The organism is Bradyrhizobium sp. IC3195, assembly GCF_020193585.1.
Lineage (GTDB): Bacteria > Pseudomonadota > Alphaproteobacteria > Rhizobiales > Xanthobacteraceae > Bradyrhizobium > Bradyrhizobium yuanmingense.
In genome coordinates, this window is sequence record NZ_JADYVG010000004.1 from 198,685 (window position 1) to 224,617 (window position 25,933).

The 25,933-nt window shown below is 65.9% G+C and carries 24 protein-coding genes; 17 read left to right on the forward strand and 7 right to left on the reverse strand.

Features of this window, described 5'->3' with window-relative positions:
* Nucleotide 1: 1 nt before the first annotated feature.
* The 5 genes from ccoP to ccoS all read left to right on the forward strand — a co-directional run bounded on the left by ccoP (nt 2) and on the right by ccoS (nt 5,334).
* Nucleotides 2-877: a cytochrome-c oxidase, cbb3-type subunit III gene (gene ccoP / locus I6F09_RS11300; protein WP_225188065.1), complete on the forward strand. Its 876-nt coding sequence runs from the start codon at nt 2-4 to the stop codon at nt 875-877.
* 121 nt (nt 878-998) lie between these two features.
* The gene (gene ccoG, locus I6F09_RS11305; RefSeq protein ID WP_225188066.1) at nt 999-2,465 is read left to right on the forward strand and encodes a cytochrome c oxidase accessory protein CcoG; all 1,467 of its coding nucleotides are present in this window, start codon (nt 999-1,001) and stop codon (nt 2,463-2,465) included.
* Between the two features lie 15 nt (nt 2,466-2,480).
* Nucleotides 2,481-2,966, forward strand: a complete 486-nt coding sequence (locus tag I6F09_RS11310) for a FixH family protein (RefSeq protein WP_057026793.1) — start codon at nt 2,481-2,483, stop codon at nt 2,964-2,966.
* An 11-nt stretch (nt 2,967-2,977) separates the two neighbouring features.
* Nucleotides 2,978-5,167 (forward strand): cation-translocating P-type ATPase, encoded by a 2,190-nt coding sequence (locus I6F09_RS11315; RefSeq protein WP_225188067.1) that lies wholly within the window; start codon nt 2,978-2,980, stop codon nt 5,165-5,167.
* A complete protein-coding gene (gene ccoS, locus I6F09_RS11320; protein ID WP_008550618.1) occupies nt 5,167-5,334 on the forward strand; it encodes a cbb3-type cytochrome oxidase assembly protein CcoS in 168 nt (55 codons plus the stop codon). Before I6F09_RS11315 ends, ccoS begins: the two co-directional genes overlap by 1 nt.
* Here ccoS and I6F09_RS11325 read toward each other — a convergent pair.
* On the reverse strand, nt 5,331-6,533 hold the full coding sequence (locus tag I6F09_RS11325) for an MFS transporter (RefSeq protein WP_225188068.1): 1,203 nt from the start codon (nt 6,531-6,533) through the stop codon (nt 5,331-5,333). The two genes, ccoS and I6F09_RS11325, sit on opposite strands and share 4 nt — an antisense overlap.
* 222 nt (nt 6,534-6,755) lie before the next feature.
* Nucleotides 6,756-7,235, reverse strand: a complete 480-nt coding sequence (locus I6F09_RS11330) for a cupin domain-containing protein (RefSeq protein WP_225112673.1) — start codon at nt 7,233-7,235, stop codon at nt 6,756-6,758.
* A 273-nt stretch (nt 7,236-7,508) separates the two neighbouring features.
* Here I6F09_RS11330 and I6F09_RS11335 point away from each other — a divergent pair, with 273 nt between their 5' ends.
* A complete protein-coding gene (locus tag I6F09_RS11335) occupies nt 7,509-8,225 on the forward strand; it encodes a peroxiredoxin-like family protein (protein ID WP_225134164.1) in 717 nt (238 codons plus the stop codon).
* A gap of 186 nt (nt 8,226-8,411) precedes the next feature.
* On the opposite strand, the gene I6F09_RS11340 is transcribed toward I6F09_RS11335, so the two are convergent.
* Nucleotides 8,412-9,299, reverse strand: coding sequence for a LysR family transcriptional regulator (locus I6F09_RS11340; RefSeq protein ID WP_036004434.1), 888 nt, complete (start codon nt 9,297-9,299; stop codon nt 8,412-8,414).
* 181 nt (nt 9,300-9,480) lie between these two features.
* On the opposite strand from I6F09_RS11340, the gene I6F09_RS11345 reads away from it, so the two are divergent.
* From I6F09_RS11345 to I6F09_RS11355, 3 genes are all read left to right on the forward strand, one after another.
* Nucleotides 9,481-10,305: a 3-hydroxybutyrate dehydrogenase gene (locus I6F09_RS11345; RefSeq protein WP_225188069.1), complete on the forward strand. Its 825-nt coding sequence runs from the start codon at nt 9,481-9,483 to the stop codon at nt 10,303-10,305.
* Between the two features lie 58 nt (nt 10,306-10,363).
* Nucleotides 10,364-11,509, forward strand: coding sequence for a patatin-like phospholipase family protein (locus I6F09_RS11350; RefSeq protein ID WP_225188070.1), 1,146 nt, complete (start codon nt 10,364-10,366; stop codon nt 11,507-11,509).
* A 90-nt stretch (nt 11,510-11,599) separates the two neighbouring features.
* A complete protein-coding gene (locus tag I6F09_RS11355; RefSeq protein WP_225188071.1) occupies nt 11,600-12,547 on the forward strand; it encodes an oxygenase MpaB family protein in 948 nt (315 codons plus the stop codon).
* 142 nt (nt 12,548-12,689) lie between these two features.
* On the opposite strand, the gene glgA is transcribed toward I6F09_RS11355, so the two are convergent.
* A complete protein-coding gene (gene glgA, locus I6F09_RS11360) occupies nt 12,690-14,105 on the reverse strand; it encodes a glycogen synthase GlgA (RefSeq protein ID WP_109145885.1) in 1,416 nt (471 codons plus the stop codon).
* A gap of 190 nt (nt 14,106-14,295) precedes the next feature.
* Here glgA and I6F09_RS11365 point away from each other — a divergent pair, with 190 nt between their 5' ends.
* The 8 genes from I6F09_RS11365 to I6F09_RS11400 all read left to right on the forward strand — a co-directional run bounded on the left by I6F09_RS11365 (nt 14,296) and on the right by I6F09_RS11400 (nt 23,288).
* On the forward strand, nt 14,296-15,492 hold the full coding sequence (locus I6F09_RS11365; RefSeq protein WP_225188072.1) for a CoA transferase: 1,197 nt from the start codon (nt 14,296-14,298) through the stop codon (nt 15,490-15,492).
* Between the two features lie 130 nt (nt 15,493-15,622).
* Entirely contained in the window at nt 15,623-17,158 is a 1,536-nt protein-coding gene (locus tag I6F09_RS11370; RefSeq protein ID WP_225188073.1) for an ABC transporter substrate-binding protein, read from the forward strand.
* A 7-nt stretch (nt 17,159-17,165) separates the two neighbouring features.
* Complete coding sequence (locus I6F09_RS11375) at nt 17,166-18,116, forward strand: ABC transporter permease (RefSeq protein WP_036025925.1); 951 nt, start codon at nt 17,166-17,168, stop codon at nt 18,114-18,116.
* Entirely contained in the window at nt 18,103-18,975 is an 873-nt protein-coding gene (locus I6F09_RS11380; protein WP_036004454.1) for an ABC transporter permease, read from the forward strand. Before I6F09_RS11375 ends, I6F09_RS11380 begins: the two co-directional genes overlap by 14 nt.
* Complete coding sequence (locus I6F09_RS11385; protein WP_225188074.1) at nt 18,972-19,964, forward strand: ABC transporter ATP-binding protein; 993 nt, start codon at nt 18,972-18,974, stop codon at nt 19,962-19,964. Before I6F09_RS11380 ends, I6F09_RS11385 begins: the two co-directional genes overlap by 4 nt.
* Nucleotides 19,961-20,932: an oligopeptide/dipeptide ABC transporter ATP-binding protein gene (locus I6F09_RS11390; RefSeq protein WP_225188075.1), complete on the forward strand. Its 972-nt coding sequence runs from the start codon at nt 19,961-19,963 to the stop codon at nt 20,930-20,932. The genes I6F09_RS11385 and I6F09_RS11390 overlap by 4 nt, the downstream gene beginning before the upstream one ends.
* Nucleotides 20,933-21,007: 75 nt before the next feature.
* On the forward strand, nt 21,008-22,075 hold the full coding sequence (locus I6F09_RS11395) for an alcohol dehydrogenase (RefSeq protein WP_036025902.1): 1,068 nt from the start codon (nt 21,008-21,010) through the stop codon (nt 22,073-22,075).
* A gap of 133 nt (nt 22,076-22,208) precedes the next feature.
* On the forward strand, nt 22,209-23,288 hold the full coding sequence (locus I6F09_RS11400) for an isocitrate/isopropylmalate dehydrogenase family protein (RefSeq protein WP_057026781.1): 1,080 nt from the start codon (nt 22,209-22,211) through the stop codon (nt 23,286-23,288).
* A 33-nt stretch (nt 23,289-23,321) separates the two neighbouring features.
* On the opposite strand, the gene I6F09_RS11405 is transcribed toward I6F09_RS11400, so the two are convergent.
* The 3 genes from I6F09_RS11405 to I6F09_RS11415 all read right to left on the reverse strand — a co-directional run bounded on the left by I6F09_RS11405 (nt 23,322) and on the right by I6F09_RS11415 (nt 25,892).
* Nucleotides 23,322-24,143, reverse strand: a complete 822-nt coding sequence (locus I6F09_RS11405; RefSeq protein ID WP_225188076.1) for an enoyl-CoA hydratase — start codon at nt 24,141-24,143, stop codon at nt 23,322-23,324.
* Between the two features lie 298 nt (nt 24,144-24,441).
* Complete coding sequence (locus tag I6F09_RS11410) at nt 24,442-24,813, reverse strand: helix-turn-helix transcriptional regulator (RefSeq protein ID WP_020608151.1); 372 nt, start codon at nt 24,811-24,813, stop codon at nt 24,442-24,444.
* A gap of 29 nt (nt 24,814-24,842) precedes the next feature.
* Complete coding sequence (locus I6F09_RS11415; protein WP_036025896.1) at nt 24,843-25,892, reverse strand: LysR family transcriptional regulator; 1,050 nt, start codon at nt 25,890-25,892, stop codon at nt 24,843-24,845.
* Nucleotides 25,893-25,933 lie beyond the last annotated feature (41 nt).

Sequence of the window (25,933 nt, forward strand, 5' to 3'; positions counted from 1 at the left end):
CATGACCGATCATTCTAGCGACATCGATTCCGTCTCCGGCAAGTCAACGACCGGACACGAGTGGGACGGCATCAAGGAGCTCAACACGCCGCTGCCGCGGTGGTGGGTGATCACCTTCTATCTCACCATCGTCTGGTCGATCGGCTACTGGATCGTCTATCCGGCCTGGCCGCTGATCCAAAGCAGCACCACCGGCCTGTTCGGCTACTCCTCGCGCGCCGACGTCGCGGTCGAGCTCGCCAACCTCGAGAAGATCCGGGGTGACAAGATGGCGGCGCTGGGCACGGCCTCGCTCGCCGACATCCAGAAGGATCCGGCTCTGCTGGCGCTTGCGCGCGCCAAGGGCAAGACGGTGTTCGGCGACAATTGCGCGCCGTGCCACGGCACGGGTGCGACGGGGTCCAAGGGCTATCCCAACCTGAACGACGACGAATGGCTGTGGGGCGGCTCGCTCGACCAGATCATGCAGACCATCCAGTTCGGCGTGCGGTCGGGCCATGCCAAGACCCATGAGGGGCAGATGCTCGCCTTCGGCAAGGATGGCGTGCTGAAGGGCGACGAGATCGTCACCGCCGCCAATTACGTGCGGTCGCTGTCGGGCCTGTCGACCCGCAACGGCTATGACGCCGCCAAGGGCCAGAAGATCTTCGCGGAGAATTGCGCCGCCTGCCACGGCGACGCCGGCAAGGGCAACCAGGAGATGGGCGCACCTGATCTGACCGACAAGATCTGGCTCTACGGCTCCGACGAGGCGAGCCTGATCGAGACCATCGGCCAGGGCCGCGCCGGCGTGATGCCGGCCTGGGAAGGCCGGCTCGATCCCGCCACCATCAAGGCGATGGCGGTCTACGTCCACTCGCTCGGCGGCGGCAAATAGGCCGATCCGCGACCGACGACTTCCGGCGGGGGCGAAGAAAAGCGCCCCCGTTTGCGTTGGATCAACCTGCGCGGCGGTGCCGGGTCTAGGTTTAATCGCACCTTTGAAGAAGCTCGAGGCGATGAACAAGACCGTCAATCCGAACGAACTGAAGCTCGCGGACGACGTCGGGCCGCTCTATGCGGCCCGCAAGAAGGTCTATCCCCAGAGCGTCTCCGGTACTTTCCGCCGGATCAAATGGGGCCTGATGGCATTCTGCCTCGGCGTCTACTACTTCCTGCCCTTCGTGCGCTGGAATCGCGGTCTCGGCGCGCCGAGCCAGGCGGTGCTGATCGATCTTCCCAACAGCCGCTTCTATTTCTTCTTCATCGAGCTGTGGCCGCAGGAGGTCTATTACTTCACGGGCCTGTTGATCGTCGCCGCGGTGGCGCTGTTCCTGATGAACTCCATCGGCGGGCGGATCTGGTGCGGCTATCTCTGTCCGCAGACGGTGTGGACCGACCTGTTCTACGCGGTCGAACGCCTGATCGAGGGCGACCGGCGCGAGCGGATGAAGAAGGACAAATCGTCCGATCCGATGAAGCTGGAGCGCATCTCCGAGATCGTGCTCAAGCATTCGATCTGGCTCATGATCGCCTGGTGGACCGGCGGCGCCTGGGTGCTCTATTTCAACGACGCGCCGACCCTGGTGAAGGAGCTCGTCACCTTCCAGGGGCCGATGCTCGCCTATATCTGGATCGGCATCCTCACCGCGACGACCTATCTGCTCGCCGGCTTCATGCGCGAGCAGGTCTGCACCTATATGTGTCCGTGGCCGCGCATTCAGGCAGCACTCACCGACGAATGGGCGCTCAACGTCACCTATCGCTATGACCGCGGCGAGAAGCGCACCTCGGTGAAAAAGGCCGTCGAGCTGCGCGCCCTCGGCCAGCAGGTCGGCGATTGCGTCGACTGCTACCAATGCGTCGCGGTCTGCCCGACCGGCATCGACATCCGCAACGGGCCGCAGATGGAATGCATCCAGTGCGGCCTCTGCATCGACGCATGCGACAACGTGATGACAAAGATCGGCCGGCCGAAGCGGCTGATCGGCTACGACAACGACATCAACATCCATCGCCGCCAGGAAGGCAAGGCGCCGATCTACCGGATCGTCCGGCCTCGCACCGTCGTCTATAGTGCCATTATCGCGGCCGTCGGCGGCTTCATGATCTATACGCTGGCGACCCGCAGCCTGCTCGACGTCAACGTGCTGCACGACCGCAACCCGGTCGCGGTCAAGCTGAGCGACGGCTCGATCCGCAACGCCTATACGGTGCGGCTGCTGAACAAGAGCGGCTACGACCGCGTCATCGCGATCGACGTCGAGGGGCCCGTGAACCCCACGATGCACGTCGTCGGCATCGATTCGGTCACGCCGGACCGTCCGATCATCGTGATCCCGCGCGATGCGACCAGCGAGCTGCGGCTGCTGGTCACCGCGCCGGCCGAAAACAATCCAGAGAAATCGATTCCGGTCCGCTTCCACGTCATGGACATCGGGCTCGGGGTCGCCGCGAGCGCCACCGACAATTTTGTCGCGCCGTAAGATCAGGAGACCACCATGTCATCCAAGCCGCTGACCGGAACCAAGGTTTTCCTGATGCTGGTCGCTTTCTTCGGCCTCGTGATCGGCGTCAATGCCACCATGATGAAGCTCGCCATCGCAACGCTGCCCGGCACCGACGTCGACAGCCCCTATGCCGCGGGCCTCGTCTACGATCGCGAGATCTCGGCGGCGCAGGACCAGGCCGCGCGGAAGTGGAAGGTCAACGCCCATGTCGAGCGCCGCAACGATGGCGGCGCCTCGGTCCAGGTCGAGGCCCGCGACGCCGGCGGCCAGCCGATCTCCGGGCTGAAGTTCGGCGGCCGGCTGGAGCGGCCGACCGACAAGCGCGCCGACCTCGCCGTCGAGCTCAGCGAAGCCGGCATCGGCCTCTATCGCGGCAATGCGGCGTCCGTCGCGCCGGGCCAATGGGACCTGGTGATCGAGGGCGAGGCGCGGGGGACACGCGTGTTCATGTCGCGCAACCGCGTGATCCTGAACTGAAGGATTCCGTCATGCAGGTCACGCGCGATTTCTCTCATTACGTCCGCGATGCGGGCGAGGGCCTCCGGCACATCGATCTCGCCGTCGAGGGCGTTCACTGCGCCGGCTGCATGGCCAAGATCGAGCGCGGGCTCTCGGCCATCCCCGACGTCACCCTGGCGCGCGTCAACCTCACCGACCGCCGCGTCGCGCTGGAATGGAAGGCGGGCACGCTCGACCCCGGCCGTTTCATCGACCGGCTCGAAGAGCTCGGCTACAAGGCCTATCCGTTCGAGACCGAGAGTGCGGAAGTGGCCGAGGTCGCCGAATCCCGCTTCCTGCTGCGCTGCCTCGGGGTCGCCGCGTTCGCCACCATGAACGTGATGATGCTGTCGATCCCGGTGTGGTCCGGCAACGTCTCGGACATGCTGCCGGAGCAGCGCGATTTCTTCCACTGGCTGTCGGCGCTGATCGCGCTGCCGGCGGCGGCCTATGCCGGCCAGCCGTTCTTTCGCTCGGCCTGGCGCGCTCTGTCGGCCAAGACCACCAACATGGACGTGCCGATTTCGATCGGCGTGATCCTGGCGCTCGGCATGTCCGTGGTCGAGACCATCCACCACGCCGAGCATGCCTATTTCGACGCCGCGATCATGCTGCTGACCTTCCTCCTGGTCGGCCGCTTCCTCGACCAGAACATGCGGCGGCGGACCCGCGCGGTCGCCGGCAATCTCGCCGCGCTGAAGGCTGAGACGGCCGCGAAGTTCATCGGGCCCGACGAGATCTCGCAGGTGCCGGTGGCGGCGATCAATCCGGGCGACATCGTGCTGCTCCGGCCCGGCGAGCGCTGCGCGATCGACGGCACCGTGATCGAAGGGCGTTCCGAGATCGACCAGAGCCTGATCACCGGCGAGACGCTCTATGTCACGGCCGAGCAGGGCACGCCGGTCTATGCGGGATCGATGAACATCTCCGGCAGCTTGCGGGTGCGGGTCTCGGCTGCCTCCGAGGCGACGCTGCTCGCCGAGATCACGCGGCTGCTCGACAACGCGCTCCAGGCGCGCTCGCGCTACATGCGCCTTGCCGACCGGGCCTCGCGGCTCTATGCGCCGGTGGTGCATGCGACCGCGCTCCTGACCATTCTCGGATGGGTCCTCGCCGGTGCGAGCTGGCACGATGCGATCGTGACCGGCGTCGCCGTGCTTATCATCACCTGTCCCTGCGCCCTAGGGCTTGCGATCCCGACGGTGCAGACGGTGGCCTCGGGCGCGATGTTCAAGGCCGGTGTTCTGCTCAATGCGGGCGATGCGATCGAGCGGCTGGCTGAAGCCGACCATGTGATCTTTGACAAGACCGGCACGCTGACGCTGCCCGAGCTCGAAGTGATGAATGCCGCCGACATTCCCACCGATGTCTTCGAACTCGCCGGCCGGCTCGCACTGTCGAGCCATCACCCGGTGGCTGCCGCCGTCGCGCAAGCTGCCGGTGCGAAGTCTCCGATCCTCAGTGCGGTGGAGGAGGCCGGGCAGGGTGTCCGTGCGACCGTCGACGGCCTCGAGCTTCGCCTCGGCCGTCCCTCCTTCTGCGGTGCCGAGGCGCTGGTCGCCAGCGCCTTGGTCGATCCCGAAGCTTCCATCGTCGCGTTCAGCAAGGGCAGCGAAAAATTCATCCTCTCGGTTCGCCAGGGCCTGCGACCCGATGCCAAGGCGGTGATCGCGGCTCTGAAGGCGCGCAACATCGGCATCGAGATCCTGTCCGGCGATCGCGAGCCGGCCGTGAAGGCCGCGGCCCAATCGCTCGACATCCCCGAGTGGCGCGCCAGCGTCACCCCGGCCGACAAGATCGCGCGGATCGAGGAGCTGAAACGGCGCGGTGCGAAAGTGCTGATGGTCGGCGACGGCATGAACGATGCGCCATCGCTCGCGTCGGCCCATGTCTCGATGTCGCCGATCTCGGCCGCGCATCTCAGCCAGGCCACCGCCGATCTCGTCTTCCTCGGCCGGCCGCTGGCTCCCGTCGTCGCCGCCATCGACGCCTCGCGCAAGGCGCTGCATTTGATGCGGCAGAACCTCTGGCTTGCGATCGGCTACAATGTGCTCGCGGTGCCGGTTGCGATCAGCGGCGTCGTGACGCCCCTGATCGCCGCTGCCGCCATGAGCGGATCGTCGATCCTGGTGATGCTGAACTCGCTGCGCGCCCGCAGCGCCTCGCGGGAGATCGTGTAATGGAGATACTGGTCATCCTGGTCCCGCTAGCATTGATGCTCGGAGGTGCCGGTCTCGTCGCTTTCCTGTGGTCGCTCAGGAGCGGCCAGTACGACGATCTCGACGGCGCCGCCTGGCGCGCGATCGCCGACGACGAGCCGCCGCAGGAAGCGCCGGCCAAGCGCTAGCGTTTCAGGGCGAATGTAAGCAGGGCTGCGGCAGCGAGCGCCGCGCCCACGCCGAATACGCACGCCTGCCATCCGAAAGCGTCGAACAGGCGCCCGAGCACGGCGGTGCCGACCAGTCCGCCGCAGAAGTAACACGTAAGATAGATCCCGCTGGCGATGCCGCGATTGTCGGCTGCGGCCTGTCCGACGAAACCCGTCGCGGCGGCCTGTGCGAAGAATGTGCCGACCCCGACCAGGACCATGCCGGCGAGCACTTCGCCCAGACGCGGCGACAGCATCAAGGGCAGGCCGAGCCCGGCAACAGCGAGCGCGCCCCAGATCGTGGGCCGCGTTCCCAGCCGCGCCGCCACCCTGCCGGCCAGAAGCGTCGTGACGATCGACGGCAAGAAGACGAAATAGACGAGGCCGAGATCCATCATGCCGAGCGACAGCGGCGGCCGCACCAGCACGAAATTGACGTAGGTGAAGGTGCCGATGAAGGCGAACAGGATGCAGAAGCCGATGCCGAAAGAGGCGCGCAGCTGCGGATTGCGCCAATGCGCGATGGTGGCGGCGAGCGGCGAAGCCGCCGGCGTCATCGCATGCATCGGCGGCACGCGGTTGACGGTGAAATAGACCAGCGCGGCGCCGGCAAGATTGAGCGCCGCGAAGAAGTAGAAGTTCCAGGCGAGGCCGAGGCCATCGGCCAATGCGGCCGAGATCAGCCGGCCGACGAGATTGCTGGCGACATTGCCGGTGATGTAGGCGGCAAAGGCGCCGCCGGCGTCCATGGCGCTGCATTGCTCGCCGAGATAGGCGAGGGTGAGCGCGAAGGCGGACGCCATGCACAGGCCCTGCGCGGCCCGCAACGCGGCGAAGACGGCAAGATTGGGCGCGACAGCAAGCAGGCTGGTGGGGACCGCAAGCAGGGCCAGGCTGAGCAGGATGCCCGTTCGCCGGTCGATGCGCGGGCTGAAGAAGCCGACGACGAGGCTGGCTGCGGCCATGCCGAAGGTGCTGGCATTGACGGCAAAGCCCATTGCCGCGGGTGTGACGCCGTAGTGCCGTGTCAGCGAGGGCAGGATCGCCTGCGTCGCGAAGAGATCGACGACCGTCAGGAATGCGGTGAGGCCGATCACGAGCGAGCGAAACGCGAAGCCAGGGGAATGCGCATTCATCGTCGTCGCGATCGGTTTGATCGATGCGGAAAGATCGGTCATGTCGTTGCGCTCCCTCATGCCCTGGCATGCCCCGAGCGCGCGCCTCGTCCTTCGAGACGACCGCGGAGCCTGTCATCGGGCCGCGCTCTGCGCGGACCCGGTGGCGGTCTCCTCAGGATGAGGCTAAGCGACATCGTGGCCGCCGAGGCTGCTGCCGCACACTCCGTCCTCATCCTGAGGAGCCCGCCTGAAGCGGGCGTCTCGAAGGATGGCCGCACGGAATTACATATGGCGATCGTTGGGATCCTTGCGGACGTCGCCGACATAGAGAATGACGGTCTCCTTGCCGAGGTTCTTCCACCAGTGCGAGGTGCCGTGGACTTCGGGGCGGATGTCGCCGGCCTTGTGCACGATCGGGTCGACGCAGTTGGAGGCGTATTCGACGATCTCGCCCTGCTGCACGAAGATCAGGGCCGGACGGTCGTCATGGCTGTGCCAGGGCACGATGCCGCCGGGCTCGATGGTCAGCTTGCGGAAGCGCAGCTCGCGGCCCTCAATACGGGCGGGCTGCTTGCCGAGATCGATCGCGCCGAGCGTCACGTCGGTAACGCCGACAGGCTTGTAGTCGACCATCGGCTGCGCATTCGGCTTGGTCTTGCCGGCCGGACATTCGCCGGCGAAAACCGGCGTCGCAAATGTCAGCGCGCCGAGAACGGCAACGCCTGTCCAAACCACGCGCGACATTGTGAGATGGCTAGACATGGAAAGTCTCCTCTGTTGGCCGCGAGCCCTGATGGCCGCGGGCTATGGCAGGAGCTTCGTCGAGACCTTTTCCATGTTGAAATGCCGGCTTGCTTTCGATGCGATAGCCCCGCGCTATGCCGATAGGCGGCAGCTATCGAACCGATTGGGCATCGGCATTTCCGCTTTCGCAGCATCCGGCGTCCGATGCCAGCACGCCCGATTGCGGTCGCCCCTTGCGGGCGGGCGAACCGGGAAACTAATATTCGCCTGCAAGGAAGCCGGAGCAGGAAGATGACGTCTCTCTCGCCAGCCGATGCCGAACAGCTCAGGCTCGCGTTCCAGCGCTGCCGCGACATGGACAGCACGCTGAACGAACAGCTCCGCGCCTATGCAGATGCCAGCCGCGAGGTCTTTCCGGCCTATGGCGAGGCGGTCGATCGCCTGGTCGCGCGATTGAGCGACAACGGCGGCGGCGAGACCGCGCCGCGGCCGGGCGACCCGATGCCGCCGTTCATGCTGCCCGACGAGGGTGGCCGTCTCGTGTCGCTGCCCTCGCTGCTGGAGGGAGGCCCCGTCGCGGTGATGTTCTTCCGCGGCCATTGGTGTCCCTATTGCCGGCTCAATGTCCGCGCCGTGGTCCAGGCGCTGGACCGCATCAAGGCGATGGGGGCGCAGGTCGTCGCGATCGTGCCGGAGACGCAGGAATATACCGGGCAGCTCAAGTCCGAATCCGGCGCGCCGTTTCCGATCCTGACGGATCTCGACAACGGCTATGCGCTGTCGCTCAACCTCGCGATCTGGTTAGGTGCCGAGATCCAGCAATTGCTGTCCTATCAGGACATGGCGAAATTCCACGGCAATGAGGGCTGGATGCTGCCGATCCCGGCCGTGTTCCTGGTCGGACGCGACGGCATCGTGAAAGCCCGCTTTGTCGATCCGGATTTCCGCAAGCGCATGGAGATTGACGATCTGATCGAAGCGCTGGAGCGTGCGAGCCAGGAGAATTGAGCTACGCTTTCTTCCTTCCCGCCTTGTGGGAGAAGGTGGCGCGAAGCGCCGGATGAGGGGGGTACCTCCGCAATCACAAATGAGGATTGGAGTCGCGGAGAGATACCCCTCACCCGTCTCGCCGCTATGCGGCGAGCCACCCTCTCCCACAGGGGGAGAGGGGAAGGGCGGTCGACACTGTAAAGACTACCCCGCGATCTCGCGCCAGTCGGCGCCGCGCAGCATGCGCATCACGGCGTTGCCCACGGCAGTGCGTTGCCGGCCGGCGACCCCATAGAGATTGACGGTGCGGCGGGCGTCCAGCCCCGTGACCGCGGCGCGGGTCAGCCGCTCCGGCACTGGCGAGGTGTGCGGCACCATGGCGATGCCCATCTCGGCCTCGACCAGCTCGATCAAATCGCGCTCGTTCGAGACCTCATGACCCTGTTCGATGTCGATGCCGTGCTCGCGCAGGCTCGCGGAGATGCGGCGCGCGTGCTCGCAGAAAGTTCGGCTCAGCAGCAGCTCCGATCGCAGGTCGTCCAGTTCGACCGAGCTGCGGCCGGCCAGCCGGTGCCCATCGCCGACGACGAGCTCGAAGCTCTCGGTGAACAGCGGCCAGACATCCAGCCGGTCCCAGGCCTCGTCGATCTCGGCCGCAATGCCGAGCTCGGCTTCGCCCTTCTTCAGGAAGTCGCCGACCTCCCGGCCCGAGCCGCGCAGAAAGCGGAATTCGAGCCGGTTGAACTGCCGCTTGATCTCGTTGAGATGCGGAATCAGCAAAGCGAGGTCGATCGAATGCGTCAGCGCAATGCGGAGCGCACCGATCTCTCCGCTCCTGAACGAGGAGGCGAGCGAGCGCGCGCCGATGGCCGCGTCATAGCACTGCTTCAGGAGTGGATGCATGCGCTGGCCGAGCTCAGTCAATTGCGCGGCGGGGCGTTCGCGGCGGAACAGGTCGCCGCCCAGCTCGGCCTCGAGCTGCTTGATCGCTCGCGTCAGCGAGGGCTGCGTGACGTTGCATTCCTCGGCCGCGCGCGTGAAGTTCAAGAGCTGCGCCACCGCGAGGAAATAGCGGACCTGGTGCATTTCCATGGATCGGCTCCCAGCAAAAATCGACCGGAAATCTAGCCGATCAGGGCGAAAAATGACATCCCGCCTGCGATAGCGCGGACGTATCGACTCGGAAGCCAACCGGCATTTCCGCAAATCCCGGAGATCCCGCACATTTCGCTCCAGGCTGGCGCGGTGTCGCGCCGAGAAGAGGTCCTGGATCATGAATATCCCCATCGAGACGCAGACGTCCGCTTCATCACGCGTGCTGGTCGGCAAGGTGGCGCTTGTCACCGGGTCGACCAGCGGCATCGGTCTCGGTATCGCGCGGGCCCTCGCCGCCTCGGGCGCCGACATCGTGCTCAATGGCCTTGGCGTCGCCAGCGAGATCGGCCGGACGCGCGAGCAGATCGCCGCCGAGTTCGGCGTCAAGGCCAGCTATTCGCCGGCGGACATGACGAGGCCGAAATCGATCGCCGAGATGATCGCGGCAACGGTGGCCCAATCCGGCCGGCTGGACATCCTGGTCAACAACGCCGGCATCCAGCATGTCGCGCCGCTCGACCAGTTTCCGGTCGAGAAGTGGGACCAGATCCTCGCAATCAACCTGTCCTCGGCCTTCCACACCACGCGGCTCGCGTTGCCGGCAATGCGGCAGCACGGTTTCGGCCGGATCATCAACATTGCCTCCACGCACGGCCTGGTCGGTTCGCCGTTCAAGGCAGCCTATGTCACCGCCAAGCATGGCATCGTCGGCCTCACCAAGGTGACGGCGCTGGAGACGGCGGAGCAGGGCATCACCTGCAACGCAATCTGCCCTGGTTATGTCCATACGCCGCTGGTCGAGGCGCAGATCGACGGCCAGGCCAAGGCCCATGGCATCTCCCGCGATCAGGTGATCCGCGACGTGCTGCTGGCGCAACAGCCGAACAAGCGCTTTGTTGCGGTCGAGGAGCTCGGCGCACTCGCGGTGTTCCTGTCGACGGACGCGGCGGCCTCGATCACCGGCGTTGCGCTGCCGGTCGACGGCGGTTGGACCGCGCATTGACATGGGCCGGCGCAGCAAGTCGAATACTCGAACGGTGCAAGCTCACCAGGAGCGAGACATGGGCACGCAGGACAATTCTCAGCATAAGCAGCACGACCTGCCGGGTCAGGTCGTGCTCGTGCTTCAGGGCGGCGGCGCGCTCGGCTCGTACCAGGCCGGGGTCTACCAGGCCTTGCACGAAGCCGGCATCGAGCCGGACTGGATCATCGGCACCTCGATTGGTGCGATCAATGCGAGCCTCATCGCCGGCAACGCGCCCGAGCACCGCCTCGCGCGCTTGCGTGAGTTCTGGAAGCGGATGGAGCAGCAGCCGGTCTGGAACTGGCGCACCGCGTTTCCCGGCTTCAACGAGAAGCTGGCCTATTGGTCGACCGTGACCCACGGCATTGCCGGTTTCTTCCGGCCCAATCCGCTGGCCCATGCCGGCGATTCCTATCCGCTGGGCGCCGATCACGCCGGCTATTATTCGACCGCGCCGCTGGAGAAGACGCTGAGCGAGCTCGTCGATTTTGATCTCGCCAACCGCTGCGCGCCGCGTCTGACGGTCGGTGCGGCTCATGTCGGCACCAGCGAAATGCGCTATTTCGACAGCCGCGACGGCGAGCTGACGGTGAAGCATGTGATGGCTTCGGGCGCGCTGCCGCCGGCTTTCCCCGCCGTGCGCATCGACGGCGAGCTCTATTGGGACGGCGGCATCCTGTCGAACACGCCGACCGAAGCCGTGTTCGACGACAATCCACGCAGGAACTCGCTGATCTTCTCCGTGCATCTGTGGAATCCGGTCGGGCCGGAGCCGACCACGATGGCGGAGGTGCTGAACCGGCACAAGGACGTGCAATATTCCAGCCGCATCGCCAGCCAGATCGTGCGACAGCAGCAGGCCCATCGTCTGCGCCACGTCATTAACCAGCTCGCGGCGCGGCTGCCCGAGAGCGAGCGCATCGATCCCGCGGTGAGGGAACTGACGAGCTACGGCTGCCCGACCCGCATGCATGTGGTGCGTCTGCTGGCGCCGCAGCTCGAGCACGAGACCCATACCAAGGATATCGACTTCAGTCCGTCCGGGATCACGCGGCGCTGGCACGCCGGCTATGCGCACACGAAATCGGTGCTGGCGCGCAAGCCCTGGGTCGGCGAATTCGATCCGCTCGCCGGCGTCGTGCTGCACGAGCATATGGACGAGATGCCGATGGCGGCGGAGTGAGGCTCTGTCCGTCATAGCCTCGCACGACGACGATTTTGCAGGCGCGCGGTCCGGAGTATGGTCGCCGTATCTTCGTCGCGAGGCTTGCAGTTGGTCGCTGAGAAAGATCTGGAGGAGTCGCTCGATACGCTGCGTGCCAACGCGGCGGGACCGGTCGCGGGCGTATTCGGTCCGGCCTCACTGACCTGGCAGATCGACCGGGAGGCCGTGCTCTTTCTCGGCGCCGGCCGTGCGCTGCTGCTGCAACTGGCCCATCCCTGGGTGGCGGCGGCGATCGCCGAGCATTCGCGTACCCTCGCCGATCCGATCGGCCGCTTCCATCGCACCTTCGACATCGTCTTTACGATGGTGTTCGGCTCGCTGGACCGGGCGCTGCTGTCGTCCCGGCAGCTGCATCGGCGTCACAGCATGATCGTCGGCGAGATGCCCGAGACCGTGGGGCCGTTCGCGGCCGGCTCGCGCTACTGCGCCAACGACATCCCCGCGCTGCGCTGGGTCCACGCCACGCTGGTCGAGACCGCGCTCATGGCACATGATCTGGTGCTGCCGCCACTCTCGGCGGAGGAGCGCGATCGCTATTGGAGCGAGGCCAGGCTGTACGGCGCCCTCTTCGGATTAAAGGGGGATGATTTGCCGGCGGACTGGTCCGGCTTCGTCGCCTACACCAAGGCAATGGCGCAGTCGGAGACGCTAACCGTTGGCCCTGCGGCGCGCGAGATCGCCGCGCAGATATTCAGCGGCGCGCGCCCGTGGCTGCGGCCGCCGCGCTGGTATTGCGCGCTCACCGCGAGCATGCTGCCCGAGCGCTTGCGCGCGGGCTTCGGCTTCGAGCTCGACGCGCGTGCGATCCGATCCGCCGATAACGCGCTGCGGTGGATCCGGCGCGTCTATCCGAAATTGCCTGGCCGGCTGCGCTATGTCGGTCCCTACCAGGAAGCGCAGGCGCGGCTGCGGGGCGAAGCGCGGCCCGACTGGATGACGCGGTGTCTTAATCGCGCCTGGATCGGCCGTCCGCAGATGGATGTGCGCGGGAAATAGGGACTCGAGGCAAGCTCGTTGCAGCTTGTCATTCCGGGGCGCGCGGAGCGCGAACCCGGAATCCATTTCTCCCAGCATTTCCGGCGGAGCGATGGATTCCGGGTTCGCGCCAAACGGCGCGCCTCGGAATGACAGCGGTGCCTCACGCCGACGCCAGCTTGCGGTACAGCGCGCTGTAGCTGCCGGCCGAGATGCTCCAGGAGAACGAGCGCCCCATGGCGCTGCGGCGCATCGTGTCGAGCTGGTCGTGGGCCATGAAGGCCGAGAAGGCGCGCCGCACGCCGCCGAGGAACGACTCGCGCGACGGCCTCGAGAACAGGAAGCCGGTCTCGCCGTCGCTGATGGTCTCGGCGAGGCCGCCGGTCTGGTGGCCGATCGGCAGCGAGCCGAAGCGCTGGGCGTACATCTGGCTGAGCCCGCACGGCTCGAACCGCGACGGCATCAAGGTGAAGTCGCTGCCGGCGAAGATGCGCCGCGCCTGGGCGTCGTTGAAGCCGATCGCAACTCCGATGGCGTCGGGGCGGCGGCGGTGCGCGTCGATCAAGGCCTGCTCAAGCGCCGGCTCGCCGGAGCCGGTGACCACGATCTGCCCGCCGGCATCGACGATCTCGTCCGCCGCCGACAGCACGAGGTCGATCCCCTTCTGGTGCACGAGGCGCGCGACGATGCCGAACATCGGCCCGCGCGAGACCGCCAGCCCGAACTGCTTGCGGACGTAATCCGCATTCGCCTTCTTGCCGACCCAGTCGCCGGCGCCGAATTGCTGGGCGAGCTGGGCGCAGGAGCGCGGGTCCCAGCTCTCGTCGATGCCGTTGAGGATGCCGGTGAGCTCGGCGGCGTCCGAGCGCAGGCGGAGCAGGCCCTCGAGGCCACAGCCGAACTCGGCCGTGGTGATCTCCCGCGCATAGGTGCCGCTGACCGTGGTGAGGTGCGAGGCGTAGACGAGGCCCGCCTTGAGGAAGGAGACCTGATCGTAGAACTCGACGCCGTCGATGTGGAAGGAGCTCTCCGGTGCGCCGATCCGCCGCAACGAGTCCTTCGGGAAGAGGCCCTGATAGGCGAGGTTATGGATGGTCAGGATGGACGGCAGCTTGGCGCCCTGCCAGGCCAGATAGGCCGGCACCAGCGAGGCCTGCCAGTCGTTGGCATGGATCAGGTCTGCTGCCCAATTCTTGTCCAGCTTGCCCATGGCGAGCTCAGCCGCGGCCGAGGCCAAGCGCGCGAAGCGGATGTCGTTGTCGGGCCAATCGCGCCCGAGCTCGTCGCCATAGGGGTTGCCCGGTCGGTCGTAGAGCTGCGAGCACAACAGCACATAGACCGGCAGGCCGTCCTTGGTCGCGGCACGGCCGAGCGAGCAGGCCGGCATCTCCGCGAATGCGGGACAGCGGCCAACGACCTGAATATGCGTGAGTTGCTCGATGATGTCGCGATAGCCGGGCAGCATGATCCGGATATCGGCGAAGGAGCGAAGTGCGCGGGGGAGGGCGGCGGAAACGGCGCCCAGTCCGCCGACGCGAACGAAGTCGTCCATCTCTGTGGTGACGAACAAGACCCTCAAGAACAACCGCCCTCTTTCGACCCCGCTTGCTGCTATGCAAGAACGGGTCCAGTTGTGCTGGAAATCCAAAGCCCGCCCACGCGGCACGTCTGTTCGGTAAACACTTTCCTACTCAGCCGCCGCCCTCTAGGGTCGCCGCATCAACAACAAAGATCTTCGATGGTTCCACGAGTTCAAGGCGCAGGCAGGCATGCAGCTAGCAGATAAGCATGAGGGGACGACGACAAAGGCCTTCGCGGGCCTGCGGGTGCTGGATTTTTCGACCACCATCGCCGGGCCCCATTGCACACGGATGCTCGCCGACATGGGCGCCGAGGTCATCAAGATCGAGACCGATGGCGGCGAGACGATGCGGACGCGGCCTCCCCTCCGCAACGGCTGCAGCACCGCGTTCGGTCAGCTCAATGTCGGCAAGAAGAGCGTGGTCCTCGACCTCAAGTCCGAGGATGGCAAGGAGGCGGTGCGCCGGCTGGCCGCGACGTCGGACATTCTGGTCGAGAACTTCCGTCCCGGCGTGATGCGCCGCCTTCGGCTCGACTACGACAGCCTGCGTCAGGTCAACCCGAGGCTGATCTACTGCTCGATCTCGGGCTATGGCCAGACCGGCCCTTCGGCCGAGCTGCCGGCCTACGCCCCGGTGATCCACGCGGCCTCGGGCTACGACATGGCCCATCTCGCCTACCAGCCGGGCCGCAACCGTCCCGACTATTGCGGTATCTACCACGCCGACGTCGTCACCGGGACCTATGGTTTTGGCGCGATCGCGTCGGCGCTCTATCAACGCAGCGTGACGGGCGCCGGCCAGCACATCGACGTCTCCATGCTGGAAACCATGCTGTCGCTGACGCTGACCGAGCTGCAGAGCTCGCAATTCGCGGTGCCGCCGCCGCCACGCCCGATGTTCGGACCGACCGAGACGGCAAGCGGCTACGTCATGATCACGATCGCCAGCGAGAAGACGTTCCAGGCCCTGATGGGGGTGATCGGCCGCCCGGGCTGGGTCTCCGATCCGCGTTTCGCCACCTATGCCGCGCGGCGCGCGAACTGGGCCGAGCTGATGGACGGCGTCGAAATCTGGTCGCGGCAGCTTTCGACCGATGCGTGCTTGCGCGTGCTTGGCGCTGCCGGCGTGCCGGCCTCGGCCTATCGCAGCGTGTCCGAGGCCTTGGACGATCCGCAGCTTGCGCACCGCCAGGCACTCTCCGAGGTGCGGGACGAGGGCGGCTCGTTCCAGGTGCTCAACCTGCCGTTTCGGATGTCGGGGGCTGACACGGCGCCGGCCAAGACCGTGTCCGTGCTCGGGGAGCACACCGACGCGTTGCGCCAGGAGATCGGCCTTGCGGACGGTACGGCAATTCCGCCAGGCAAAACGGCCGCGACATCCTGAGTCTCATCGCCGCCACATGCGGCGTTCGAACTCTCGTTCGTTCCTCTTGCCGAGGCGGGCATTTGTCGCCAAGCTCGCCTCCGAGTCATTCACGATCCGAAACATCGGACGAGGGATCCCGGGAGGAACCATGACGAACGCGGCGGCCTTGGCACGCAGGCGCGTGCCTATTTTCCTCGTTGCGGCATTTGCACTGGCAACGCCAGCGCAGGCGCAGAAATCAGGCGGCAGCATCACGGTCGGACAGGAGCTGGAGATCGCAGGCTTCGATCCGCTCAAGGTCGGCGTCTACGACACCTCGACCTTCACCGCTGCCGCCGCGATCTTCGACACGCTGACGACGCTGAATGACAAGGGCGAGGCCGCGCCGAAGCTCGCGGTGTCCTGGAGCCATTCCGAGGACTACAAGACCTGGACCTTCAAGCTCCGCGAAGGCGTCAAATTCCACGACGGCACGCCGTTCAATGCGCAGGCCTTCAAGGAGAATTTCGACCGGCAGAAGGACCCCGCCAACAAGTGCCGCTGCGCCTTCTACATCACCAACGTCAAGGAGGTGCTGGCGCCGGACGAATACACAATCGTCTATAATCTCACTGATCCTTCCGTGAACCTGCCGGCGACGATCACCATCCAGAGCCAGAACAACGTCATCCATTCGCCGACCGCCTGGAAGACCAAGGGCGACGATTACAACCGCAATCCCGTCGGCACCGGCCCGTACGTCCTGAAATCATGGACCGCCGGCGACCGCATGGTGCTGGAGAAGAACCCGAACTACTGGGACAAGGGTCGCCCGTATCTCGACCGCATCGTCCTGAAGCCGCTGCCCGACGCGCAGTCGCGCTTTGCCTCGCTGCAATCGGGCGAGGCCGACATCATCTGGGATGACGAGAACGACGCCGACAACATCATGAGGGCGCAGAAGGACCCCAAGCTCACCGTGCACACCTACAAGGGCTCGGGCGCGCAGGTCTACGCCTTCAACACCAAGGTGGCGCCGTTCGATGACGTGAGGGTGCGGCAGGCCCTGGTGATGGCGATCGACCGTCCCAAGATGTCGCAAGCGATCAGCAACGGCCTGAGCCGGCCCGCGAGCAATCCTTACGGCGACGGCTCCTGGGTCAAGTGCAAGGACGACGGGGCGCTGCCGTTCGACGTTGAGAAGGCCAAGGCGCTGATCAAGGAGTACGGCAAGCCGGTCGAGTTCAAGATGCTGGTGACGGCGACGCCGCGCGGCCGCATGGTCGGCCAAGTGCTGCAGCAATTCTGGAAGCGCGTCGGCGCCAACATGGAGATCGAGCAGGTCGACCAGGCCACGATTCCGACGCGCGCCTTCACCCGGCAGTTCCAGCTGACGCCGTGGCGCATCGTCGATCTCGCCGATCCCGATCCGCAGATGTACGCGAATTTCCGCAGCGGCAGCCCGCTGGCGCTCGCCGGATACGCGAACCCCGAGCTCGACAAGCTTCTGGACCATGCGCGCGTCACCGCCGACATCGGCCAGCGCACCGAGGATTATTGCGCCATCAGCCGTCTGATCAACAAGGAGGCGATCTGGTTCTGGACCTTCCAGAATACCTATTACGCGCTGTCCAGCGCCAGGCTGAAGGGCTTTCCGAAGATCTACAACGGCGTGATCGACGTCTCGACCACCTGGCTGGAATGACCGCGCGATGCTGAACTTCGTCGCGCGGCGGCTGCTTGCCATGCTGCCGGTCCTGCTCGCCGTCTCGTTGCTGACGTTCCTGATCGCCTCGCTGCTGCCGGGCGATCTCGCGCTCGTCATCCTGGGCGATCAGGCAACGCCGGAGAACGTCGCGGCGCTGCGCCGCGACATGGGACTCGACCAGCCGCTGTGGTGGCGTTACCTGAGCTGGCTCGGCCACGTGGTGCAGGGCGATCTCGGCCGCTCGTTTCGCACCGGGCAGACGGTGCTGCAGGCGGTGGCCGAACGCATCCCGGTCTCGCTGCAGCTGATGCTGATGGCCGAGTTCATCGGGCTCCTGATCGGTGTTCCCGTTGCGATCGCCTGTGCCGCGCGCGCCGGCGGTGCGTTCGACCGCTTCATGACCGGCAGCGCTTTCGCGATGCTGTCGATGCCGTCGTTCCTGACTGCGATCCTGCTGATCTATCTGTTCGCGGTCGAGCTGCGCTGGCTGCCGGCGACCGGCTATGTGCCGTTCACCGAGGCGCCGCTGGCCAATTTGCGCTTCTTCGTGCTGCCGGCGCTGACGCTGGCGCTGGCGGAATGGCCGGGCATCATGCGGGTGCTGCGCTCCGACATGATCGCGACGTTGCAGGAGGACTATATCGCGCTGGCGAAAGCAAAGGGTCTCAAGCCATCGCGCATCCTGTTGGTGCATGCGCTGAAGCCTTCTTCGCTGACCCTGGTGACGGTGACGGGCATCAATATCGGTCGCCTGCTCGGCGGCACGCTGATCGTGGAAACGATCTTCGCGCTGCCCGGCATCGGCCGGCTGCTGGTCGGGGCGATCTACACCCGGGACCTCGTCATTCTCCAGGGCGTGGTGCTGCTGGTCGCCTGCGGCTTCGTCATCGTCAACTTCATCGTCGACATGCTCTATGCCGTGCTCGACCCCAGGATCCGCCATGGCCACGCTTGAGCTGTCGATCCAGGACGAGGAGGTAGCTGCGCCGGTCGGCCGCAAGCCCAAGCTCGGCCTGTTGTTCTGGATCGCAAGCGCCTGGGTTGCGATCATCCTTTCGCTAGCGATCCTGGCGCCGGTGCTGCCGCTGCAGAACCCGACCGATATGGACATGCTGGAACGGCGCGCCGCCTTCTCCGGGGAACATTGGCTCGGCACCGACGGGCTCGGCCGCGACGAGCTCGCCCGGCTGATCTTTGGTGCGCGGGTGTCGCTAACGGTCGGGCTGATCGCGCCCATGATCGGCCTCGTCATCGGCGGCGCGCTCGGCCTGCTGGCCGGCTATTTCCGCGGCCGGTTCGAGACGCTGGTGGTCGGCAGCATGGATGTGTTGCTCGCCTTTCCGCCGCTGATCTTCGCGCTCGCGGTGGTCGCCTATCTCGGGCAGTCGGTCCCCAACCTCACTATTGTCCTCGGCGTGCTCGGCATTCCCGCTTTCATGCGCGTGGCGCGCGCGGCGACGCTGACGCTGGCGCGGCGCGAGTTCGTGATCGCCGCCGAGGCGTTAGGGGCGAGCCATGCGCGCATCCTGCTGCGCGAGCTGCTGCCGAACGTCATCCTGCCGCTGCTCGCCTTCTTCCTGCTCGGCGTCGCGGTCACCATCGTGGTCGAGGGCGCGCTGTCCTTCCTCGGCCTCGGCGTGCCGCCGCCGATGCCGAGCTGGGGCAGCATGATCGGGGAGGGACGTGACAGTCTGGACGTCGCGCCGCGCCTCGCCTTTCTGCCGGCGGCAGCACTGTTTGCGACCGTGCTGGCGTTCAACCTCGTCGGCGACACCTTGCGGGCTCTCACCGACCCACGTCAGGGGGCACTGTGACCGCGCCGCTCCTGGCCATCGAGGATGTCGCGGTCGAGCTGCCGACCCCGCGCGGAAACCTGCGCGCGGTCGATCACGTCGACCTTTCGCTGCAGGCCGGCCGCACGCTCGGAATCGTCGGTGAATCCGGCTGCGGCAAGACCATGCTCTCGCGCGCCGTGCTGCAGCTGCTGCCGAAGAGGGCGAAGCTGACGGGCCAGGTGATGTTCGACGGCGAGGATCTGGTGCGGCTCGAGGCTGAAAGCCTGCGGCGGCTGCGCGGGCGCGACCTCGCGGTCGTATTCCAGGACCCCATGACCTCGCTCAACCCTGTGCTCACCATCGGCACGCAGCTGATGGAGACGATCCAGGAGCACCTCGAGCTTGACGCTCCCGCCGCGAAGGCCCGCAGCATCGAGCTGCTCGCCGCCGTCGGCATTCCCGCCCCGGAGCAGCGGCTCGCGCAATATCCGCATCAATGCTCCGGCGGCATGCGCCAGCGCATCGCGATTGCGATCGCACTGTCCTGCGAGCCGAAGCTCCTGATCGCGGACGAGCCGACCACCGCGCTCGACGTCACCATCCAGGCGCAGATCCTCGATCTGCTCGCGCGCGAGCAGCGCCGCCGCCACATGGCGATGATCATCATCACCCACGATCTCGGCGTGGTAGCCGGCCGCGCCGACGAGGTCGCGGTAATGTATGCCGGCCGGGTGGTGGAGCGCGCGCCGACGCAAGCCTTGTTCAAGCGCATGCACATGCCCTACACCGAGGCGCTGCTGGCGGCGATCCCGAAGCTCGATACCGCGCCGCATACGCCGCTGCCGGCGATCTCGGGCCGTCCACCCGATCCGACGCGCCCGCTGAAGGGCTGCTCCTTCGCGCCGCGCTGCAATTATGCCGGCGGGCGCTGTCATGAGGCCAAACCGGTCCTGACCAGCGCAGAGGTGTCGGGACATCTCTATGCCTGCTTCCATCCGATCCGGATGACGGAGGGGATCGAGGCATGATGCAGCTTGCCGCGCGCCCCGCGCCGCTTCTCAACGTCGACAATCTCGTGGTCGAATACGGCCTCGGCAACAAGATTGTTCATGCCGTTTCCGGTGTCAGCCTCCAGGTCGCGCGCGGCGAGACGCTTGGGCTGGTCGGCGAATCCGGCTGCGGCAAGTCGACGCTCGGCCGCGCGGTGCTGCAACTGCGCCGCGCCAAATCCGGTCGCGTGATGTTCGACGGCGAGGACCTCACCGCGATGGAGGGCGAGGCGCTGCGCCGGATGCGCCGCCGCGTGCAGCTGATCTTCCAGGATCCGATTGCTTCGCTCAATCCGCGCCGGCGCATCGGCGACATCGTCGCCGAGCCGCTGATCATCGCCGGGATCAAGGATGCCGCCGAGCGCAAACGGCGCGTTCACGAGGTGCTCTCCGCGGTCGGGCTCGACCCCGATCTCGTGGCGACCCGCCTGCCGCACGAATTCTCCGGCGGCCAGTGCCAGCGCATCTGCATCGCGCGATCGCTGGTGCTCAACCCGGAATTCATCGTCTGCGACGAGCCGGTGTCGGCTCTCGACGTCTCCATCCGCGCGCAGATCCTCAACCTGCTGGAGGAGATGAAGGCGCGCTTCGGCCTGACGCTGCTGTTCATCGCGCACGACCTCGCGGTGGTCAAAGCGGTCAGCGACCGCGTCGCGGTGATGTATCTCGGCCGGCTCTGCGAGGTCGCCCCCTCCGAGCAATTGTTCGCGCGGCCTGCGCATCCCTACACCGCGCTGCTGTTGCAGGCGATCCCGGTGCCGGATCCGGACGTGCGACCCGCCGAAAGTGTGGCGGCCGGCGAGCCGCCATCGCCGATTGCGCCGCCGTCCGGCTGCCGCTTCCGCACCCGCTGCCCGCGCGCAGATCAGCGTTGCAGCACGGAGATACCGGAGTTGCGCCAGGTCGCACCCGGCCAGTTCGCGGCTTGCCACCATCCGCTGGCCTGAACTAAGACCGGTTTGTCTGGTCGCGCCGACCATGGCATGGTGGCGCGACAACAAGAAGCATGCGGGAGGACGCCGATGAAGAGTTTCAAGGTTGCCGATTTCAAGGCGCCGCTGCAGGAGGTCGACGAGGCGACGCCGCAGCCCTCGGGCACGCAGGTGCTGATCAAGGTGAAGGCCGCCGGCGTCTGCCACAGCGACCTCCACATCTGGGAAGGCGGCTACGATCTCGGCCATGGCCGCAAGCCGCTCTCGTTGAAGGACCGCGGCATCAACCTGCCGCTGACCATGGGCCACGAGACGGTCGGCGAAGTCCTCGCCTTCGGCCCCGACGTGAAGCCGACCGATCAGGGCGACCTGAAGGTCGGCGATGTCGGGCTGGTCTATCCCTGGATCGGCTGCGGCAAATGTGCCACGTGCCTCGCCGGTGACGAGAACATGTGCCTGACGCCGCGCTCGCTCGGGGTCTATTGCGACGGCGGCTATTCCGATCACATGCTGGTGCCGCATCCGCGCTACCTGCTCAATCTGAAAGGCCTCGATCCTGCAACGACCGCGCCCTATGCCTGCTCGGGCGTCACCACCTACAGCGCGCTGAAGAAGGTCGAGCAGCATTTCGACACGCCGATCGTGATGTTCGGCGCCGGCGGCCTCGGCCTGATGGCGTTGTCGCTGCTCAAGGCGATGGGCGGCAAGGGCGCGATCATGGTCGATATCGACGCGAGGAAGCGCGAGGCGGCGGAGAAGGCCGGTGCGCTTGCGACCGTCGATCCCAAGGCCCCTGACGCGCTGGAGCAGCTTGCCAAGAAGGCGGGCGGCCCTATCCGCGCCGTGATCGACCTCGTCGGCAACGCTGCTACGACGCAGCTCGGCTTCGACTGCCTGACCAAGGGCGGTAAGCTCGTCCTTGTCGGCCTGTTCGGCGGCGGCGCGACCTGGGCGTTGCCGCTGATTCCGATCAAGGCGGTGACGATCCAGGGCAGCTATGTCGGAAACTTGCGCGAGACGCAGGAGCTGCTCGACCTGGTGCGGTCGAAGAAGGTGCCGCCGATCCCGGTGACGCCGCAACCGCTCGCCAAGGCCAACGACGCGCTGCTGCAATTGCAGCAGGGCGCGGTGGTCGGGCGTACGGTGCTGACGCCGTAACGAATGCTCTCTCCCTCGTCATTGCGAGGAGCGAAGCGACGAAGCAATCCAGAATGTCTCCGTGGATGCAGTTCTGGATTGCTTCGCTTCGCTCGCAATGACGACCTGGTTGACACCTCCCTTGAGGCCTTAAATGTCCGCAAACAACGCCTTCCACATTGCCGTGCTCGCCGGTGACGGCATCGGCCCTGAAGTCATGGCGCCGGCGCTGGAGGTGCTGCGCAAGGTCGGCGAGAAGTCCGGCCTCGGCTTCCGCTTCACCGAGGCGCCGGCCGGCGCCAACCATTATCTCGCGACCGGCAAGTCGATGCCGGATAGCACCATCAAGCTCTGCGAGGAGGCGGACGCGATCCTGCTCGGAGCCTGCGGCCTGCCGTCGGTGCGCTACCCCGACAACACCGAGATCGCGCCGCAGATCGAGCTGCGCTTCATCTTCGATCTCTATGCCGGCGTGCGTCCGGCGCGCCTCATTCCGGGCGTACCGAGCCCGATCGTCGGCGCGGACCAGCGCGGCATCGATCTCGTCGTGATCCGCGAGTCCACCGAAGGCCTGTTCGCCTCGATGGGCAAGGGCGTCGTCACCCACGAGGACGCGCGCGAGACCATGGTGATCACGCGCAAAACCTCCGAGCGTTTGTTCGAGTTCTCGTTTCGCCTTGCCGAGCGGCGCAAGGCGCGCGGCAAGCCGGGCGCGCTCACCTGCGTCGATAAGGCGAACGTATTCAAGGCGTTCGCGTTCTTCCGCGGCATCTTCGACGAGATCGAGAAGAAGCATCCTGACGTGAAGACCGACCGGCTCTATGTCGATGCCTGCTCGGCGATGCTGGTCAAGCGTCCCTGGGATTTCGACGTGATGGTGATGGAGAACATGTTCGGCGACATCGTCTCCGACATCACCGCGAGCCTGATCGGCGGCCTCGGCATGGCGCCGTCCGCCGACATCGGTGACAAATACGCGGTGTTCCAGCCGTGCCACGGCACGGCGCCTGACATCATGGGGCAGGGCAAGGCCAACCCCACCGGCATGATCCTGTCCGCCGCGATGATGCTGGATTGGCTCGCCGACAAGCACGGCATCGAGAGCGCTGCGGAAGCCGGCGAGACGATCGAGCGTGCGGTGGACCAGGTCTATGCCGGCGGCATCAAGCCGATGGAATTCGGCGGCGGCAATGGCACGGCTGACATCACGAAAGCGGTGCTGGGAGCGCTGTAGGGGCTGTGCTCCTGGCCTCTCTCCACGACGAAATTACTTCCCCCTAAACTGCGGCTTCCGCTTTTCCATGAAGGCCTGCCGGCCCTCGCGGAAATCCGCGCTGTCCATGCAGGCATTGCCGATCACCTTGATCGCCTCCATGTCGCGCCGGCTCTCGTCCTTCAGCACCTGCGCGATTGTGATCTTGGCCGCCTTGATCGCGAGCGGGGCGTTCTGCGCGATCGTCTCGGCCATCGCCATGGTCTCGCCCCAGAGCTCGCCTTGCGGAAACACGCGCTCGATGAGGCCGATGCGCAGCGCCTCGGCGGAATCGATGCGCATGCCCGTATACATCAGCAGCCGCGCCCAGGACGGCCCGACCAGCGACACCAGATGCTTCAAGCCGTCATAGCCATAGGCGATCCCGAGTTTTGCCGCGGGAATGCCGAATTGGCTGTCCTGCGAGGCGAGGCGGATGTCGGCGAGCATTGCGACTTGCATGCCGCCGCCGAGGCAAAAACCGTCGATGCAGGCGATGGTCGGCTTGGGATAGTCGGCGAGCAGCGCGCGCTGGGCCGCGCTGCGCTTGGCGTATTCCTCGGACGCCGCCGCATTGTGCCTGACCTTCTCGAACTGGCTGATGTCGGCACCCGAGACGAACGCCTTGCCGCCGGCGCCGCGCAGGATCACGACGCGCACCGTGTCGTCGTCGCGCAAGACCGTCAGCGCCTCGCCAAATCCCTCCCACATCTCCAGCGACATCGCGTTGCGCTTGTCGGGATTGTTGAAGGTGATCACGCCGACGCCATCGGCCGTGTGCGTCAGAATCTTGCCGTCGGCGTAAGGTGTTCCGGTCGTGCTGATAACGTCTGGCATCGCGCGCTCGCTGCTCGGTGGCGAGGCGCAATGTGCGGCGCAGGCACCGCCGCGGTCAACCGGCGCGGGAGAGGAGAGCCTGCATCCGCCTGTGCTGCGATTGCATGGCGCGCGGCGTTCGACGGAGGCGGAAAGGTCGGGGGAAGACCGCCAACAAAAAGGGGCGGCCATGCCGCCCCGAGACAGGCCGCGCGCGGTTGCGCGCAGACATCTTTCGGCCGATCTCGTGCAATCCGGCCGCGCCCCCGTGACGCGGCGGATTGAACGTCGGCCGTGAAGGCCGGACCGTCGACCGGCCTCAGCTCTCGTTCGCCGCGATCGATTCCATCAGCGAGACGAGCTGACGCTGCACCGTCTGATCCTTGATCTTGCTGTAGGCGCGCAGCAGGCGGAGGCTGAAGGCGGAATCGAGAAAGAGCAGGCTCTCGACTTCGCGGGCCTTGTTGTCGCCGTCGTAGAAGAAGGTCACGGGCACATCGAGGGCGGAGGCGATCTGCTGAAGCCGGGCCGCGCCGACGCGATTGACGCCCTTCTCGTATTTCTGCACCTGCTGGAAGCTGACGCCGAGCTTCTCGCCGAGCTCGGCCTGCGAGATCTTCATCTCGACGCGCCGCAGACGGATCCGCTTGCCAAGCTCGATGTCCGGCTTGCCCGCGCTGCGCTGCTTCATTCTTTTGGCCGCTGCTTTCATCTCTGTTTTCACCTTTGTTCTTCGGTTGAAAATCCCCCGAAGAGCTGGGTCAGGGGTTCGCCCATATACGAGTCCTTGAATTCATGCGGGTGCACGAACTCTTCCTTAAACCACGGGAAGCGGGCCGGATTGAAAGCCTCGATCAGCCAGTCAATCATGTGCCGCACGCGCGGGATACGGCCGCTACCAGGGTGGTAGGACAGCCAGATATCCAGCGGTCGGTTCAGCTCGACCTCCAGTGGAATTAGTTTCCCGCCGAGCGCAATGGCGTAGCTCGGGAAGACGCCGATGCCGGCGCCGTTCGCGACCGCCCAATAATTGGCGCTCGAGACGTTCGTCTTCATGACCAGAAGGTCACGTTCCGACACGCCCGGGAAGAAGCTCTCGAAGGATTCCTTGGCGGCGAGCTGGTCGGCGAATTGCAGCACCAGACGATGCTTGATCAATTCCGCCGCCGAGCGCGGCGCGCCATGCTTTGCGATGTATTTCTCGGAGGCCCAGAACATCAGATGCATGCGGCCGAGCCGCACCAGCTTGATGTCCAGCGCCGAGGGACGAGACAGATGAATGGCGACGTCGGCCTCGTGGCGCGAGACGTCGGCCGAGCGCATCGCGCAATGCAGGTCCACCAGGATTTTCGGATAGGCCTGCTGGAATTCGACCAGGCGGGGGGCAAGCCAGAATGTGCCGAGCCCTTCGGTGACGGCCACGCGGACCTCGCCCGACAGCGCGTTGGCCATCGAATCGCTGGCGCGCAGCACGTCGAAGGTGGCCGCCTCCATGCGTTCGACAGCGGAGACTACCAAGGCGCCCTCATCGGTCAGATGGGTGCCGTGGACGTCGCGCGTGAATAACGTGGTGCCGGTCTGACGTTCGAAATCGTCGATTCGGCGCCGCACGGCGTTGATCGACAGAGACAGGCGCTCGGCCGCCGAGCGAAAGCTTCCGCATCGGACGACTTCCAAGAATATGCGGGCGGCGTCCCAGTCGGAGAGACCGCTGATATTTGTCTTTGGGCGTTCCTCCAGAGGAACGCCCCTTTCCGCCAAGGAGTGCATACAATTCCCTTTGGAACGCTAAACTGGCAGAATCTGGCGCA

What these genes read in the sequence shown, in the direction of transcription:
- ccoP (WP_225188065.1), top strand. Translation starts at nt 2, where the DNA reads ATGACCGATCATTCTAGCGACATCGATTCCGTCTCCGGCAAGTCAACG.
- ccoG (WP_225188066.1), top strand. Translation starts at nt 999, where the DNA reads ATGAACAAGACCGTCAATCCGAACGAACTGAAGCTCGCGGACGACGTC.
- I6F09_RS11310 (WP_057026793.1), top strand. Translation starts at nt 2,481, where the DNA reads ATGTCATCCAAGCCGCTGACCGGAACCAAGGTTTTCCTGATGCTGGTC.
- I6F09_RS11315 (WP_225188067.1), top strand. Translation starts at nt 2,978, where the DNA reads ATGCAGGTCACGCGCGATTTCTCTCATTACGTCCGCGATGCGGGCGAG.
- ccoS (WP_008550618.1), top strand. Translation starts at nt 5,167, where the DNA reads ATGGAGATACTGGTCATCCTGGTCCCGCTAGCATTGATGCTCGGAGGT.
- I6F09_RS11325 (WP_225188068.1), bottom strand. Translation starts at nt 6,533, where the DNA reads ATGACCGATCTTTCCGCATCGATCAAACCGATCGCGACGACGATGAAT.
- I6F09_RS11330 (WP_225112673.1), bottom strand. Translation starts at nt 7,235, where the DNA reads ATGTCTAGCCATCTCACAATGTCGCGCGTGGTTTGGACAGGCGTTGCC.
- I6F09_RS11335 (WP_225134164.1), top strand. Translation starts at nt 7,509, where the DNA reads ATGACGTCTCTCTCGCCAGCCGATGCCGAACAGCTCAGGCTCGCGTTC.
- I6F09_RS11340 (WP_036004434.1), bottom strand. Translation starts at nt 9,299, where the DNA reads ATGGAAATGCACCAGGTCCGCTATTTCCTCGCGGTGGCGCAGCTCTTG.
- I6F09_RS11345 (WP_225188069.1), top strand. Translation starts at nt 9,481, where the DNA reads ATGAATATCCCCATCGAGACGCAGACGTCCGCTTCATCACGCGTGCTG.
- I6F09_RS11350 (WP_225188070.1), top strand. Translation starts at nt 10,364, where the DNA reads ATGGGCACGCAGGACAATTCTCAGCATAAGCAGCACGACCTGCCGGGT.
- I6F09_RS11365 (WP_225188072.1), top strand. Translation starts at nt 14,296, where the DNA reads ATGCAGCTAGCAGATAAGCATGAGGGGACGACGACAAAGGCCTTCGCG.
- I6F09_RS11370 (WP_225188073.1), top strand. Translation starts at nt 15,623, where the DNA reads ATGACGAACGCGGCGGCCTTGGCACGCAGGCGCGTGCCTATTTTCCTC.
- I6F09_RS11375 (WP_036025925.1), top strand. Translation starts at nt 17,166, where the DNA reads ATGCTGAACTTCGTCGCGCGGCGGCTGCTTGCCATGCTGCCGGTCCTG.
- I6F09_RS11380 (WP_036004454.1), top strand. Translation starts at nt 18,103, where the DNA reads ATGGCCACGCTTGAGCTGTCGATCCAGGACGAGGAGGTAGCTGCGCCG.
- I6F09_RS11390 (WP_225188075.1), top strand. Translation starts at nt 19,961, where the DNA reads ATGATGCAGCTTGCCGCGCGCCCCGCGCCGCTTCTCAACGTCGACAAT.
- I6F09_RS11395 (WP_036025902.1), top strand. Translation starts at nt 21,008, where the DNA reads ATGAAGAGTTTCAAGGTTGCCGATTTCAAGGCGCCGCTGCAGGAGGTC.
- I6F09_RS11400 (WP_057026781.1), top strand. Translation starts at nt 22,209, where the DNA reads ATGTCCGCAAACAACGCCTTCCACATTGCCGTGCTCGCCGGTGACGGC.
- I6F09_RS11405 (WP_225188076.1), bottom strand. Translation starts at nt 24,143, where the DNA reads ATGCCAGACGTTATCAGCACGACCGGAACACCTTACGCCGACGGCAAG.
- I6F09_RS11410 (WP_020608151.1), bottom strand. Translation starts at nt 24,813, where the DNA reads ATGAAGCAGCGCAGCGCGGGCAAGCCGGACATCGAGCTTGGCAAGCGG.
- I6F09_RS11415 (WP_036025896.1), bottom strand. Translation starts at nt 25,892, where the DNA reads ATGCACTCCTTGGCGGAAAGGGGCGTTCCTCTGGAGGAACGCCCAAAG.